This window comes from Saccharothrix lopnurensis, from assembly GCF_042658445.1.
Lineage (GTDB): Bacteria > Actinomycetota > Actinomycetes > Mycobacteriales > Pseudonocardiaceae > Actinosynnema > Actinosynnema lopnurensis.
The window spans coordinates 202,244-215,503 of sequence record NZ_JBHSQO010000004.1; the positions used below are offsets into that span (position 1 = coordinate 202,244).

Genomic DNA, 13,260 nt, shown 5'->3' on the forward strand with positions numbered 1-13,260 from the left:
GGCACCATCATCGGCGACCTGTGGCTGCCGCCCGCCCCCGGCTACTTCGTCGTCTTCGGCTTCGTGCCCACCACGGCCCGCACCGACCTGATCCCGGCGGCCAAGGTCACCGGCACCATCGAGGCCGGCGAGATCAAGGCCCACGCCCTGGTCGACATCGGGCTGGCCGAGGTGGTGGTGGACCGGCAGCCGCTCGACGTCGGGCCGGGCTGCCGGACCGACGTGCCCGCGTCGCTCCACGTCGAGGGTCCCTTCGACCTGGCGGCGACCGTGCTGGAGGGCGTCTACGAGATCCCCGCGTTCGACGGGTGCCGGGGCCGGGAGCGGCTGGACCCGCTGATGACCGGCCTGATCTCCGGTCCGGGCAACGCGATCGAGCTCACGCTGACCGCGGTCCCGCAGCTCCCGGTGTCCCCGCCGGACCCGGAGGCCCTCCCGCCGACCTCACCGACCTCGCCGGTCCCGCCGACCTCACCGGCCCCGCGGGCCCCGCCGGCTCCGCAGCCCCCGCCGACCCTGCCGACCCCGCCGGCCCCGCCGACCCCGCCGACCCCGTGAGCAGCCGCAGCGCCCGCAGCGCGATGCCCATGTCGAACAGCGCGTCCGGGTCGTGCAGCCTCGCCCCGAACAGCTCCTCCAGCTGCCGCAGGCGGTAGCGCACGGTCTGCGGGTGTACCGCGAGGCTCGACGCGACCTCCGGCGCGCTGCCCCGCGTCTCCACCCACGCGGTCATCGTCTCCAGCATCCGCTGCTGCTGCTTGGGCGTCAGCCCCTCCAGCGGCGCCAGCGCCCGCTTGACCAGCTCGCGCACCAGGTCCTCGTCGCCGAGCAGCAGCAGCGTGGACAGGTGCTCGGTGGTGTCCACGATGGGCCGGTCCCGGATCACCCCGGACTGGATCAGCGTGATCGCCCGGCGCGCCCAGCGCAGCGACTGCCGCGCCGACCCCAGCGGCACCAGCGGGCCGACCGCCGCGCGCCACCCGCCGAGCTTGTGCTCCAGCGCCACCAGCTGCCGCTCGGGATCGGTGAGCAGCAGGCACGGCTCGCCGCCCTCCAGGTCCATCAGGACGTCCTCGTGCAGCGCCGGGATCGGCAGCTGGTGCTGGTCGGTGCGCCGCTCCAGGGCCACCACGAGCACCCGCTCGGGCAGCGGCCAGCGCGCCGCCTCGGCCAGCTCCGCCACCGCGTTCGGGTGGTAGCCGGGCTCGCCGAGGATCAGCTCCAGCAGCCGCTTGCGCCGCCGCTCCAGCGCGCCCGCGTGCCGGGCCTGCGCCTCGGCGTAGCCCTCCATCGAGCGCAGCGACAGCTCGTCGATGTAGGCGAAGATCGCCTCCGCGATCAGGCACATGGTGGCCAGCGGCACCCGCTCGGTCTGGCCGAACTCCGAGATCCGCCGCCACGCCACGCGCGCGCCGATCCGGTAGGCGGTCTGGAGCAGGTCCAGGCTCCGCCCCGCGCTCACCTCCAGCTTGCCCAGCAACCGGAACAGCTTCGCGCGGTCCTCCCGTTCCGCGGTCGGGTCCACCATCCGGTCGATGAACTGGTGGATCGCCTGCTCCACGCCCTCGACCACCACCTGGCCGAACATGCCCTCCAGCTTTTGCGAGTACTCCGCGATCTGGTGCTGGATCTCCCGCACCATGTCGACCGCGACATCACCGGCCCGCGCCCGGAACTTCGGCGCGAGTTCGGCCGGCAGCCGTTCCCACAGGTGCGTGTCCCCGACCGGCGGTAACTCGGCCGACGGGAGTTCCCGGGTTCTGCTCATGCTGCTCACCCTCACCAGACGACGGGTTTCGCTCCGACGACATTGGTAGCCGCACGGATCGCGGGGGCGCCAGGGCGGGAAGGACTTTTGTATCCCCGTGAGTGTTCCGGAACAGGTTCTTGTCACGGCCTTGACAAAGGATCACCATTGCTTGTGCGCTACTGCGGCGATGCGTAACGTACCGGCCGGTAATGTTGTTCCGGCAATTCACCGAAACTCCCCGGAGAATACTCGTGGTAGTGCGGCGTCGGGTGCTGGGGCTGCTGTTCGCGGCCCTGCTGGTCGCGTTGTGCGGCCTGTCGGTGGCGACCTACCGGAAGGCGTTCACACCCCGGGTGGGCGTGCTGCTGCGCACCGACCACGTCGGCAACCAGCTCCAGGCCGAGTCCGACGTGAAGCTGCTCGGCGTGCGGGTCGGGGAGGTGCGCGCGGTCCGCTCCCGCGGCGGCGGCGCCGAGGTGGAGCTGGGCCTCGACCCCGAACTGGTGGACCGCGTGCCGGCGAACGTGTCCGCGCGGCTGCTGCCCAAGACGCTGTTCGGCGAGCGGTTCGTCAGCCTGGAGCCGCCCGCGGACCCGGTGGGCGCGCTCGCCGCGGGCGACGTGATCGAGCAGGACCGCACGTCCACCGCGATCGAGCTGGAGCGCGTGCTCGCCGACCTGATGCCGACCCTCCAGGCCGTGCGGCCGGACAAGCTCGCCGCCGCGCTCACCTCGGTGGCCCGCGCGCTCGACGGCCGCGGCGAGGACCTGGGGCGCACCATCGTCCGGCTCGACGCCTACCTGCGCGAGCTCAACCCGGAGCTGCCCGTGCTCGAGGAGGGCATCAGCAGGTTCGCCGACGTGGCCGACGTGTACGCCGACGCCGGCCCGGACCTGGTCCGGGCGCTGCGGGACGCCACCGAGGTCAGCCGCACCGTCGCCGAGCAGCGCGCCGACCTCGACGCCGTCTACGCGAACCTGACCACGGCCTCGGCCGACCTGACCGGCTTCCTGACCGACCACGGCGGGACGGTCGTGGACCTGGCCGACCGGTCGCGGTCCTCGCTGGAGCTGCTGGCGACCTACTCGCCGGAGTTCCCGTGCGTGCTCAACGCCGTCAACGCGCTGCGGCCGAGGGTGGACGAGGTGCTCGGCAAGGGCACCGACCAGCCCGGTGTGCACGCGCGGGTCACCATCGTGCCGCCGGGGCGGGAGTACGTGCCGGGGCGCGACGAGCCGGTGGTCCGCCGGGGTGGCGCGCCGCACTGCCCGGCCGGTCCCGTCCGGGCGGTCGCGCCCGACCGGGTGCCCGACTGGGCGGGCCTGCTCATGGGTGTCCGATGAGGGGGGTCCGATGAAGGGGATCGCCGCGCCGCTGACCAAGTTCCTGGTCTTCGTCGTCGTCACGGTCGCCGCCACCGGTTTCCTGGCCGCGACCATCGCGGGCAGCCGGGTGGGCGACGGGGACCGCTACGTCGCGCGCTTCACCGACGTGACCGCGCTGGCCGAGGGCGACGACGTCCGGATGTCCGGCGTGAAGATCGGCCAGGTCGAGTCGATGGAGCTGGTCGACGACGAGCTGGTGGACGTGGAGTTCTCGGTCGCGCGGGACCGCTCGCTGGCCGCGGGCGTCACCGCCGCGATCAAGTACCGCAACCTGGTCGGCCAGCGGTACGTCTCGCTCGACCAGCCCGCCGGGTCGATCGCGGCGGAGCTGCCGCCCGGCGGCCTCATCCCGGTCGAGCGCACCACGCCGGCGCTCGACCTGACCGCCCTGTTCAACGGGTTCGAGCCGCTGTTCCAGGCGCTGAACCCGGACGACGTCAACCGGCTGTCCCACGAGATCGTCCAGGTGCTCCAGGGCGAGGGCGGCACGGTGGAGGACCTGCTCGCCCACACCGCGTCGCTGACCACCGCGCTGGCGGCGAAGGACGACGTGATCGGCCGGGTCGTGACCAACCTGAACGCCGTGCTGGAGACGGTCGGCTCCCGCGACGACCGGCTGGACTCGCTGCTGGGCTCGCTGCGGCGGCTCGTGTCCGGGTTCGCCGCCGACCGGCGGCCGATCGGCAACGCGATCGCCGGCCTGGCCGAGCTGAGCGGGAGCACCGCGTCCCTGCTGGAGCAGGGGCGGCAGCCGCTCAAGGACGACATCGCCCACCTCGGGCTGCTCGCGGGCACCCTCGGCGGCGCGCCCGAGCTGGAGCCGTTCGTGCGCAACCTGCCGGTGAAGCTGGAGGCCGTCGGCCGCACCGCGTCCTACGGCTCCTGGCTCAACTTCTACCTGTGCTTCGCCTCCTCCGAGGCCGAGCCCGCCCCCGGCGGACCGCCCGTGGGCATCCCCGTCACCGAATCGAGGTGTCGCCGATGACGCGCAGACCGGTGCTGCTGGGGGCCGTGGGGCTCCTGGTCGTGGCCGTGACCGCCGTGCTCACCTTCTTCCTGGAGGACCTGCCCTTCTTCGGTGGCGGCGAGCGGCACGCGGCGGACTTCACCGAGGCGGCCGGGCTGCGGGTGGACGACGAGGTGCGCGTGGCGGGCCTGAAGGTCGGCGAGGTGACCGGGGTCGGGCTGCGCGAGGGCCGGGTGCGGGTGGCGTTCCGGGTCTCCGGCGTGCGGCTGGGCGACCGCAGCCGCGCCGAGATCAGGATCAAGACCCTGCTGGGGCAGAAGTACCTGGCGGTGGACCCCGAGGGCCGCGACCCGCTCACCGGCCCCATCCCGGTGGAGCGCACCACCTCGCCCTACGACGTGGTCGAGGCGTTCAACGGCCTGGCGGACACGGTGGACCGGATCGACACCGACCAGCTCGCGCAGAGCTTCCAGGTGCTGTCCGACACCTTCCGCGACTCGCCGCGGCACGTGAAGCAGGCCCTGGAGGGCCTGTCCGCGCTGTCGCGGACCGTCTCCTCCCGGGACGAGGAGCTGGCGTCGCTGCTGGCGGGCGCGAACCGGGTCAGCGGCGTGCTGGCCGAGCGCAACGAGGACTTCGCCGCGCTGATCACCGACGGCACCCTGCTGCTGGAGGAGATCGCCCACCGCCGGGACGCCATCGCGCGGCTGCTCGACGGCACCCGCGCGCTGTCCGAGCAGCTCTCCGGCCTGGTCGCGGACAACCAGGAGCAGCTGGGGCCGGCCCTGGAGCAGCTGGAGCGCGTCACCGACGTGCTGCGGCGCAACCAGGAGGCGTTCGACCGCGGGCTGGCCCTGGCCGGGCCCTACTACCGGCTGCTGAACAACTCGCTGGGCAACGGCCGGTGGGTCGACACCTACGTGTGCGGTCTCGTCGTCACGCCCGGTCAGGACCGGCGCGACTGCCCGCCGGGAGGCCGCTGATGTTCATCCGGACCAGGGGCGGGCGGCGGTTCGTCGTCGCGCTCGCCCAGGGGCTCGTGCTGGTGCTCGTCGCCACCGCAGCGGTGTGGTGGGTGTTCCTGCGCCCCGCCACCACCCGGATCACCGCGTACTTCACCGCCGCCGTGGGCGTGTACGAGGGGTCGGACGTGCGGGTGCTCGGCGTGCGGGTCGGCGAGGTGGTCGGCGTGGTGCCCGGGGCCGAGGCGGTGCGCGTCGACCTGGAGCTGGACCACGGCGTGGACGTGCCCGCCGACGCCCGCGCCGTCGTGGTCGCGCCCGACGTCGTGGCCGACCGGTACGTGCAGCTCACGCCCGTCTACACCGGGGGTGACACGCTCGCGCCCGGCGCGGTCGTGCCCAGCGCCCGCACCGCGGGCACCGTCGAGCTGGACGAGCTGTACCGGAGCCTGGACGCGCTGCTGACTGCGCTGGGCCCGAACGGCGCCAACCGCGCGGGCGCGCTGTCGGACCTGCTGACCACCGGCGCGGCGAACCTCGACGGCACGGGCGGCGCGGTCAACGAGTCGATCCGGCGGCTCGCCGACGCGGCCCGCACGCTGGCCGGGTCGCGGGACGACCTGTTCGGCACCGTGGACCACCTCCAGTCGTTCACCTCGCTGCTGGCCGCGAACGACGAGCAGGTGGGGCGGCTGGCCGACCAGCTGGCCGACGTGTCCGGGTTCTTCGCCGCCGAGCGGGACGACCTCGCGGCGGCGCTGGGGGAACTGGCCGGCGCGCTGGAGGGGGTCAGGGCGTTCGTGCGCGACAACCGCGACCGGGTGCGGTCCGGGGTGGCGGACCTGGCGGTGCTGACCGGTTCCCTGGCGCGGCAGCGCGAGTCGCTGGCCGAGGTGCTGGAGGTGGCGCCGGTGGCGCTGCACAACGTGATCGCGGCCTACGACCCGTCGACCGGGACGCTGAACGCGCGGGCGAACCTGGACGAGTTCGTGACCGACCTGCTGAGCGTGCCGGGGGGTGCCCGGTGAGGGGGTCTGGTGGGGTCGGGGCAGTGGGCTCCGGTGCGGTCGGGCGTTGGGCGGCGCTGGGGTTGGTGCTGGCGCTGACCGGGTGCTCGGCGATCCCCAGCGCCTACGACCTGCCGCTGCCCGGCGGCGCGGACCTGGGCGACCGGCCCTACCGGGTGACGGTGGAGTTCGACGACGTGCTGGACCTGGTGCCGCACGCGGCGGTGAAGGTCGACGACGTGGCGGTGGGCCGGGTCGAGGACATCGAGCTGTCCGGGGACGGCTCGACCGCGCTGGTGCGGGTGGCGGTGCGCGGTGACGTGCTGCTGCCGTCGGACGCGGTGGCGCGGCTGCGGCAGTCCAGCCTGCTGGGCGAGAAGTACGTGGAGCTGGCGCCGCCCGACGGGGGCGCGGGCGCGGCGCCGCTGGTGGACGGCGCCGTGGTGCCGGTGTCGCGGACCAACCGCAACCCGGAGGTGGAGGAGGTGTTCGGCGCGCTGTCCATGCTGCTCAACGGTGGCGGGATCGGGCAGCTCCGGGACATCGCGCGGGAGCTGGGCACGGCGCTGTCCGGCAACGAGACCGCGGCGCGGTCGCTGCTGTCCGCGGTGGAGTCGTTCACCGGTTCGCTGGACGAGCACCGGGGCGAGATCACCCGGGCGCTGGACGCGGTGGACCGGCTCGCGGCGACCCTCTCGGCGCGCCGGGGTGAGATCGGCGAGGTGCTGGACGGGCTGGAACCCGGGTTGGCGGTGCTGCACGAGCAGCGCGGGCAGCTGGTCGGGCTGCTGGGCGCGCTGGACGACCTGGCGGGCGTCGCGGTGGACGTGGTGGACCGGAGCCGGGACGACCTGCTGGCCGACCTGCGCGCCCTGGAGCCGACGCTGCGCACGCTGGCCGAGTCCGGGCAGGACCTGCCGCAGTCGCTGGAGCTGCTGCTGACCTTCCCGTTCACCGACGCGGTGCTCGACGGCATCAAGGGCGACTACCTCAACACGTACCTGACGCTGGACCCCGGGGGGCGTTGATGGTCACGCGGCGCATCCGGGCGCAGGTGGCGCTGTTCACCGTCATCGCCCTGCTCGGCGTCAGCTACGTGAGCGCGGAGTACGCCGGGCTGCTCGTGCTGGACGACGGGTACGCGGTGCGGCTGGAGCTGGCCCGGACCGGCGGGCTGTTCAGCGGTGGCGAGGTGACCTACCGGGGCGTGCCGGTGGGGCGGGTCGGCGAGATCCGGCTGGGGGACGGGCAGGTCGAGGCGGAGCTGCGCATCGACGCGGACACGCCGCCGATCCTGGCGGACCTGGAGGCCGTGGTCGCCAACCGGTCGGCCGTGGGCGAGCAGTACGTGGACCTGCGGCCGCGCGGCGGGACCGGGCCGTACCTGGGCGACGGCTCGGTGATCCCGAAGGGCCGGACCACCCTCCCGCCGCCGGTGGAGAAGGTGTTGACCAGCATGGACGACCTGGCGCGGTCGGTGCCGGTGGGCGCGCTGCGGACCGTGGTGGACGAGCTGGACACCGCGTTGCGGGGGGTGGGGCCCGACCTCCAGGCGCTGCTCGACGCGACGGCCGAGTTCATCGCGGCCGCCACCGCGCACCTGCCGCAGACCACCCGGCTGCTCGACGACTCGGTCACCGTGCTCCAGACCCAGCTGGACCACTCGGCGGCGATCGACTCCTTCGCCGCCGACGCCGCGCTGGTGGCCGAGCGGCTGCGCGCCTCGGACGGCGACCTGCGGCGGGTGATCGCGGCGGCCCCCGGCGCGGCGGCGGAGGTGAGCGCGGTGCTGCGGGAGTCCGGACCGGACCTGGGCGTGGTGCTGGCGAACCTGCTGACCACGGCGGACGTGCTGGCGACGCGGCAGGGCCAGCTGGAGCAGGTGCTGGTGAGCGTGCCCGACGCGGTGTCGGTGGGCGCGTCGGCGCTGGGCGGCGGGCAGGCGTCGTTCGGCCTGGCCCTGACCTTCTTCGAACCGCCACCGTGCGAGGAGGGCTACGGCGGCACGACCCGCCGGTCCGGTGTGGACACCGCGCCGGCCCCGTTCAACACCGGCGCGAGCTGCACCCTGCCGCGCGGCTCGGCCACGGGCGTCCGGGGCTCCCAACACGCCCCCCGCTGACCACGAACGCAGAACTCGCCCAACCTGAACGTACGACTCGCGCGTCCTGAACGTACGACTCGCGCGTCCTGAACGTACGACTCGCGCGTCCTGAACGTACGACTCGCGGAGTGTGGGGGTTCGACACGTGCGCGAGTCGTACGTTCGGGACCACCGTGTCGTACGTTCGGGACCGGTGAGTTCAGCGTTCAGGTCGGGCCCAGGTAGGACCAGGTGCCGTTGTCCCGGGTGAAGCGGCTCGTTTCGTGGAGGACGTCGCGTTCGCCACGCCGGCGGTAGTGGGCGCGGAACTCGACGGTGCCGGTGGTCTGGAACAGGGTGCCGTCGGTGCGGGACAGCACCTCCAGGTGCGTCCAGCGCTGGTCCGGGTCCAGGTCCAGCGAGCGGGGGCGCGTGGTGGGGTGCCAGGTGTCCAGCAGGTAGTCCTCGTGGCCCAGGGCGAAGGCGCTGTAGCGGGAGCGCATGAGGGCCTCGGCGGTCGGCGGCTTCTTGAGGCCCTCGTGGTACGGGGCGCAGCACGCCTCGTACGGCTCGCCGGCGCCGCACGGGCAGCGGTCGGCGGTCATGCGGGGCGGTCGCAGGCGTTGCGGCCGGACCGGTCGTAGCGCAGCCACGCCAGGGCGTTCTCGGCCTCGCGGTCGCCCGCGGCGGCGTCGGCGCGCAGGCCGGCGTGCACCTGGTAGCGCAGGTCGGCGGGGGCGTTGGGGTGGACGAGCAGGTTGGCGCGGATGGCCGGGTTGGGGTCGTCGGCCAGCAGGGCCAGCGCGCCGGCGGGGGCGGCCGGGTTCGTGGACAGGGCCTCGCGCACCGCGTCGTCCGGGTCGCGGGCCAGGGCGGCGGCGTCGGACGCGGACAGGGGTTCGGTCACCGGGCGAGCATATAAAGCCCGGCGCGGAAAGGGGGCGGCTCCCCTCCCGATGACTGCCAGTCGGGGAGGGGAGCCGCCGGGCGGGCTGTTACGGCATCAGGCGCACGCCGCGCCGTTCAACGTGGGAGAGGTGAACGGTGGGGTGCTTCCGTTGAAGCTCGCGTTGTAACCGATGGTCGCGGTACCACCGGTCGCGAGCCTGCCGTTCCAGGACGTGTTCGTGACGCGCACGGTGTCACCCGTGTCGCTCCACGTCCCGTTCCAGCCCTGGGAAACGGTCACTCCGGGTGCGGAGAACGCCAAGGTCCAGGAATCGACCGGCGCTCCCCGGTTCTCGATGACGATCTCACCGGTGTAACCGTTCGACCACCTGCTCACCACTCGGTGCGTCACCCGGCAACCGTCCCCTGGAGGCTGGGTGGTCGTCGTGGTGGTCGTGGTCGTGGTCGTTGTAGTGGTGGTGGTCGAGGTGCTGGTGCTGGTGCTGGTCGGGCCCGCCGCCACGGCCATGTCGTAGGCCCGCTGCGGCACGAACTGGCCCGCGCCGGCGATGCAGCCGTCCGCCTCGCCGGGCAGCTTGATCCACAGGTACGCGGCGACCTGGGCGTCCCCGGTCTCGGTGGTGCTGGCCGTGCCGATCGCCCGGCCGGCCGGGTCGCACCACTCGTCGCCCAGCGGGCCGTTGCCGTTGCGGCTGGTGTCGACCACGGCCTTGAGGCGCGAGTCGCCCAGCGCGTTGAGCACCGACTTGCCGAACGCGACCTCGTCGCGGGTGTAGCGGTAGTTCGACACGTTGAGGGCGATGCCGTCGGCGCTGTTGGAGATGTCCGCGCCGCGCAGGCGCTCCACCGCCTCGGCCGTGGTGAGCCAGGCCGAGTGGCCGATGTCGAAGTACACCTTCGCCTGGGAGGAGCCGGCCCTGAGCTTCTTGCCCGCGTAGGCCATGGACGCCATGGTCTCGTTCTGCTGGCCCTGGCTCTGGCAGTTGCTCATGATCGGCAGCACGTCCGGCTCCAGGACGATCGCCGCCGGGCGGCCGGCCAGGCCCGCCGCGACCTCGTCCACCCACGCCCGGTACGCCGAGTGCGAGGACGCGCCGCCGCCGCTGGCGCCGCCGCAGTCGCGGTTGGGGATGTTGTAGACGACCATGATCGGGATCTTCCCGGCGGACGCCGCGGCGCCCACGAACGCGTCGACCTGGCCGCGCACCTGGGAGGTGTTGGTCGTGGTGTACCAGCGGGCCTGCGGCACGCTCGCGACCCGGTCGCGGATCACCGCGGCCTTCGGGTCGTTGGGGTTCTGGGCCACCCACCTCGCCGCCGAGGTGTCCGGGACGACGTAGAACGCCGAGTCGGCCGCCTGGGCGGTGGTGCCACCGCCCAGGACCAGTGCCACCGCACTGGCGACCAGAGCGCCGGACGTGGCGCTCGCGGCGGCCAACCGGGCTCGGCCACCTCGGGCGCCGGTCCGCGGACGCCGGCCGCCGTGGCCGGGGTCATGGGCATTCGGTGAGTGCATCAGGAGGTCCTCGCAGCGTCGGTGCAACGGGGGCTGACTTCCTGGGAGCGCTCCCAGGTGGCAGGACTGTAACCACTGGGAAACGGTGAGGAAAAGGGGTGAGGTCCGAGGGGGTGGGTCCGTGGTTTCTCACGGTACGTGAGGGTGGGACCGGAAAAACGACGCTCGAAGCCGCTTTCGGCGCGAATTACGCCGATTTGGCGACGTTGGGTGAACGATCTTCTGGTGAATTGAGCCGTTCGGGGGAGGAGAATTCGTGGTCCTCCCCGGCCGGACCAACTGTGGGAGGTTCGACAAAATTACGCCGGGGGACGCAGTCGGAGCTGCTCCGGGCGGGTCAACCCTGGTGCGGGAATGCGGACAATTCTACTGTGGGAACGCTCCCAGACCGTTCACACGGAGGCTCCGCAATGACGCGCACTCCCTCCCGGTCCGTCGCGGTCGCCGCGACGACCGCCCTCCTGGCGGCCACCGCCCTGACCGCCACCGCCCTGACCGCCGGCGCCACCGCCACCGCGCCGGTCGTCGCCGCGCCGGCGCCCCGGTCCGGACCGGCGGCCCAGGCAGACCCCCGGGTCGAGCAGCTGCTGGCCCGGATGACCCTCGACGACAAGGTCGGCCAGATGACCCAGGTCGACCGGGCCGCGCTGGACCCGGTGTCCGACCTGGCCACCTACCGGATCGGCTCCGTGCTCTCCGGCGGCGGCTCCGCGCCGACCCCCAACACCGCCCAGGGCTGGGCCGACATGTACGACCAGTTCCAGCGCACCGCCCTGTCCACCCCCCTGGGCATCCCGATGATCTACGGCGTGGACGCCGTGCACGGCCACAACAACGTGCGCGGCGCGACGATCTTCCCGCACAACATCGGCCTCGGCGCCACCCGCGACCCGGACCTGGTCCGGCGCATCGGCGCGGCCACCGCGGCGGAGGTCGCGGGCACCGGCATCGACTGGAACTTCGCGCCCTGCCTGTGCGTGGCCCGCGACGACCGGTGGGGCCGCACCTACGAGTCGTTCGGCGAGGTGCCCGAGATCCCCACCGCGATGACCAGCTACGTCGACGGCCTCCAGGGCGCGACCCTGGGCGGCGACAACCGGTCCGTGCTGGCCACCGCCAAGCACTACATCGGCGACGGCGGCACCTCGGGCGGCGTCGACCAGGGCGACGCCCGCATTCCCGAGCAGGAGCTGCGGGACGTGCACCTGCCGCCGTTCCGGGCCGCGGTGGAGCGCGGCGTCGGTTCGGTGATGATCTCCTACAGCAGCTGGAACGGCGTCAAGGCGCACGGCCACCGCTACCTGATCACCGACCTGCTCAAGGGCGAGCTGGGCTTCACCGGCCTGGTGGTCTCCGACTGGGCGGGCGTCGACCAGATTGACGGCGCGACCGGCTTCACCGGCGCCGAGATCACCGCCGCGGTCAACGCGGGCGTCGACGTGGTGATGGTGCCCAACGACTACCGGCGCTTCACCGGCCTGCTCAAGGCCGAGGTCCAGGCCGGGCGCATCAGCCAGGCCCGGATCGACGACGCCAACCGCCGCGTCCTGACCAAGAAGTACGAGCTGGGCCTGTTCGAGCGCCCGCTCACCGACCGCTCGCTGACCTCGACGGTCGGCTCGGCCGCGCACCGCGAGCTGGCGCGCGAGGCCGTCCGGGAGTCCCAGGTGCTGCTGCGCAACGACGGCGTGCTGCCGCTGGCGAGGACCGGCCGGTACTTCGTGGCGGGCAAGTCGGCCGACAACATCGGCTACCAGAGCGGTGGCTGGACCATCACCTGGCAGGGTGGCAGCGGCAGCACCACGCCCGGCACCACCATCCTCCAGGGCCTGCGCGACGCGGGCGGCAACGTCACCCACGACCGCTACGGCAACGGCGTGGACCGGTCCTACACCGCGGCGATCGCGGTGGTGGGGGAGACCCCGTACGCCGAGGGCCAGGGCGACCGGCCCACCGGCCTCGGCCTCGACCAGGAGGACCTGACCACGATCAACCGGCTCCGCTCGGCGGGCATCCCGGTCGTGGTGGTGCTGGTCTCCGGCCGCCCGCTGGACGTCGCGGGCCAGGTCGGCGGCTGGAACGCGCTGCTGGCCTCCTGGCTGCCGGGCACCGAGGGGCGCGGCGTGGCCGACGTGCTGTTCGGCGACCACAACCCGACCGGCAGGCTGCCCGTGACCTGGATGACGAGCTCCTCGCAGCAGCCGATCAACGCCGGCGACGGCAAGGCCGCGCTCTACCCGCTGGGCCACGGCCTGAGCTACGGCCCGACCCCGACGACCACGACCACGACCCCGACGACCACGACCCCGACGACGACCACCACCACCACCACGACCGCGACCACCACGACCACCACGACGACGGCCCCGCCCGGGGCGGGCTGCACCGCGACCACCCGCGTGGCGAGCTCCTGGCAGGGCGGCTTCCAGGCCGAGGTCACCGTGACCAACCGCGCCACCGCCCCCTCCACCGGCTGGACGGTCTCCTGGACCACCGACGCCGCGGTCACCAGCCTCTGGAACGGCAGGCTCGCCCAGTCCGGTCGGCAGGTGTCCGTGGAGGACGTCGGGTGGAACGGCGCGCTCGCGCCGGGCGCCTCCGCGACGTTCGGCTACACCGCCAACGGCTCCGCGTCGACCCCTGAGTCGACCTGCCGGACGAGGTAGCCCTCTGGGAGCGCT

General features: G+C 73.4%; 11 protein-coding genes and 1 pseudogene. 8 read left to right on the forward strand and 4 right to left on the reverse strand.

Annotation, left to right across the window (positions count from 1 at the left end; translation table 11 throughout):
- Positions 1-379: 379 nt before the first annotated feature.
- Positions 380-1,768: a PucR family transcriptional regulator gene (locus ACFP3R_RS06155; protein WP_380633663.1), complete on the reverse strand. Its 1,389-nt coding sequence runs from the start codon at positions 1,766-1,768 to the stop codon at positions 380-382.
- 233 nt (positions 1,769-2,001) lie between these two features.
- Between ACFP3R_RS06155 and ACFP3R_RS06160 the strand changes: the two genes are divergently transcribed.
- Genes ACFP3R_RS06160 through ACFP3R_RS06185 form a run of 6 tightly spaced genes read left to right on the forward strand, consistent with a single transcriptional unit; the run spans position 2,002 to position 8,193 of the window.
- Positions 2,002-3,093 (forward strand): MCE family protein, encoded by a 1,092-nt coding sequence (locus ACFP3R_RS06160; protein ID WP_380633664.1) that lies wholly within the window; start codon positions 2,002-2,004, stop codon positions 3,091-3,093.
- A gap of 10 nt (positions 3,094-3,103) precedes the next feature.
- Positions 3,104-4,120, forward strand: a complete 1,017-nt coding sequence (locus ACFP3R_RS06165) for an MCE family protein (protein WP_380633666.1) — start codon at positions 3,104-3,106, stop codon at positions 4,118-4,120.
- Positions 4,117-5,085, forward strand: a complete 969-nt coding sequence (locus ACFP3R_RS06170; protein WP_380633668.1) for an MCE family protein — start codon at positions 4,117-4,119, stop codon at positions 5,083-5,085. The genes ACFP3R_RS06165 and ACFP3R_RS06170 overlap by 4 nt, the downstream gene beginning before the upstream one ends.
- The gene (locus ACFP3R_RS06175; RefSeq protein WP_380633670.1) at positions 5,085-6,092 is read left to right on the forward strand and encodes an MCE family protein; all 1,008 of its coding nucleotides are present in this window, start codon (positions 5,085-5,087) and stop codon (positions 6,090-6,092) included. The genes ACFP3R_RS06170 and ACFP3R_RS06175 overlap by 1 nt, the downstream gene beginning before the upstream one ends.
- Positions 6,093-6,115: 23 nt before the next feature.
- Positions 6,116-7,099 carry an MCE family protein gene (locus tag ACFP3R_RS06180; protein WP_380633671.1) on the forward strand — a complete coding sequence of 328 codons (984 nt, stop codon included), beginning with the start codon at positions 6,116-6,118 and terminating at the stop codon, positions 7,097-7,099.
- Entirely contained in the window at positions 7,099-8,193 is a 1,095-nt protein-coding gene (locus ACFP3R_RS06185; RefSeq protein WP_380633673.1) for an MCE family protein, read from the forward strand. The genes ACFP3R_RS06180 and ACFP3R_RS06185 overlap by 1 nt, the downstream gene beginning before the upstream one ends.
- A gap of 188 nt (positions 8,194-8,381) precedes the next feature.
- On the opposite strand, the gene ACFP3R_RS06190 is transcribed toward ACFP3R_RS06185, so the two are convergent.
- From ACFP3R_RS06190 to ACFP3R_RS06200, 3 genes are all read right to left on the reverse strand, one after another.
- Entirely contained in the window at positions 8,382-8,759 is a 378-nt protein-coding gene (locus tag ACFP3R_RS06190) for a YchJ family protein (protein WP_380633675.1), read from the reverse strand.
- Positions 8,756-9,061 carry a hypothetical protein gene (locus ACFP3R_RS06195; protein ID WP_380633677.1) on the reverse strand — a complete coding sequence of 102 codons (306 nt, stop codon included), beginning with the start codon at positions 9,059-9,061 and terminating at the stop codon, positions 8,756-8,758. The genes ACFP3R_RS06190 and ACFP3R_RS06195 overlap by 4 nt, the downstream gene beginning before the upstream one ends.
- A 96-nt stretch (positions 9,062-9,157) precedes the next feature.
- Entirely contained in the window at positions 9,158-10,501 is a 1,344-nt protein-coding gene (locus ACFP3R_RS06200; RefSeq protein WP_380633679.1) for a glycoside hydrolase family 6 protein, read from the reverse strand.
- Between the two features lie 554 nt (positions 10,502-11,055).
- On the opposite strand from ACFP3R_RS06200, the pseudogene ACFP3R_RS06205 reads away from it, so the two are divergent.
- Both ACFP3R_RS06205 and ACFP3R_RS06210 read left to right on the forward strand, forming a co-directional pair.
- Positions 11,056-12,840: pseudogene (locus ACFP3R_RS06205) on the forward strand (glycoside hydrolase family 3 protein); the annotation flags it as partial.
- Positions 12,832-13,245 (forward strand): cellulose binding domain-containing protein, encoded by a 414-nt coding sequence (locus ACFP3R_RS06210; RefSeq protein WP_380633829.1) that lies wholly within the window; start codon positions 12,832-12,834, stop codon positions 13,243-13,245. The pseudogene ACFP3R_RS06205 and the gene ACFP3R_RS06210, both read left to right, overlap by 9 nt.
- Positions 13,246-13,260 lie beyond the last annotated feature (15 nt).

What these genes read in the sequence shown, in the direction of transcription:
- ACFP3R_RS06155 (WP_380633663.1), bottom strand. Translation starts at nt 1,768, where the DNA reads ATGAGCAGAACCCGGGAACTCCCGTCGGCCGAGTTACCGCCGGTCGGG.
- ACFP3R_RS06165 (WP_380633666.1), top strand. Translation starts at nt 3,104, where the DNA reads ATGAAGGGGATCGCCGCGCCGCTGACCAAGTTCCTGGTCTTCGTCGTC.
- ACFP3R_RS06170 (WP_380633668.1), top strand. Translation starts at nt 4,117, where the DNA reads ATGACGCGCAGACCGGTGCTGCTGGGGGCCGTGGGGCTCCTGGTCGTG.
- ACFP3R_RS06175 (WP_380633670.1), top strand. Translation starts at nt 5,085, where the DNA reads ATGTTCATCCGGACCAGGGGCGGGCGGCGGTTCGTCGTCGCGCTCGCC.
- ACFP3R_RS06185 (WP_380633673.1), top strand. Translation starts at nt 7,099, where the DNA reads ATGGTCACGCGGCGCATCCGGGCGCAGGTGGCGCTGTTCACCGTCATC.
- ACFP3R_RS06190 (WP_380633675.1), bottom strand. Translation starts at nt 8,759, where the DNA reads ATGACCGCCGACCGCTGCCCGTGCGGCGCCGGCGAGCCGTACGAGGCG.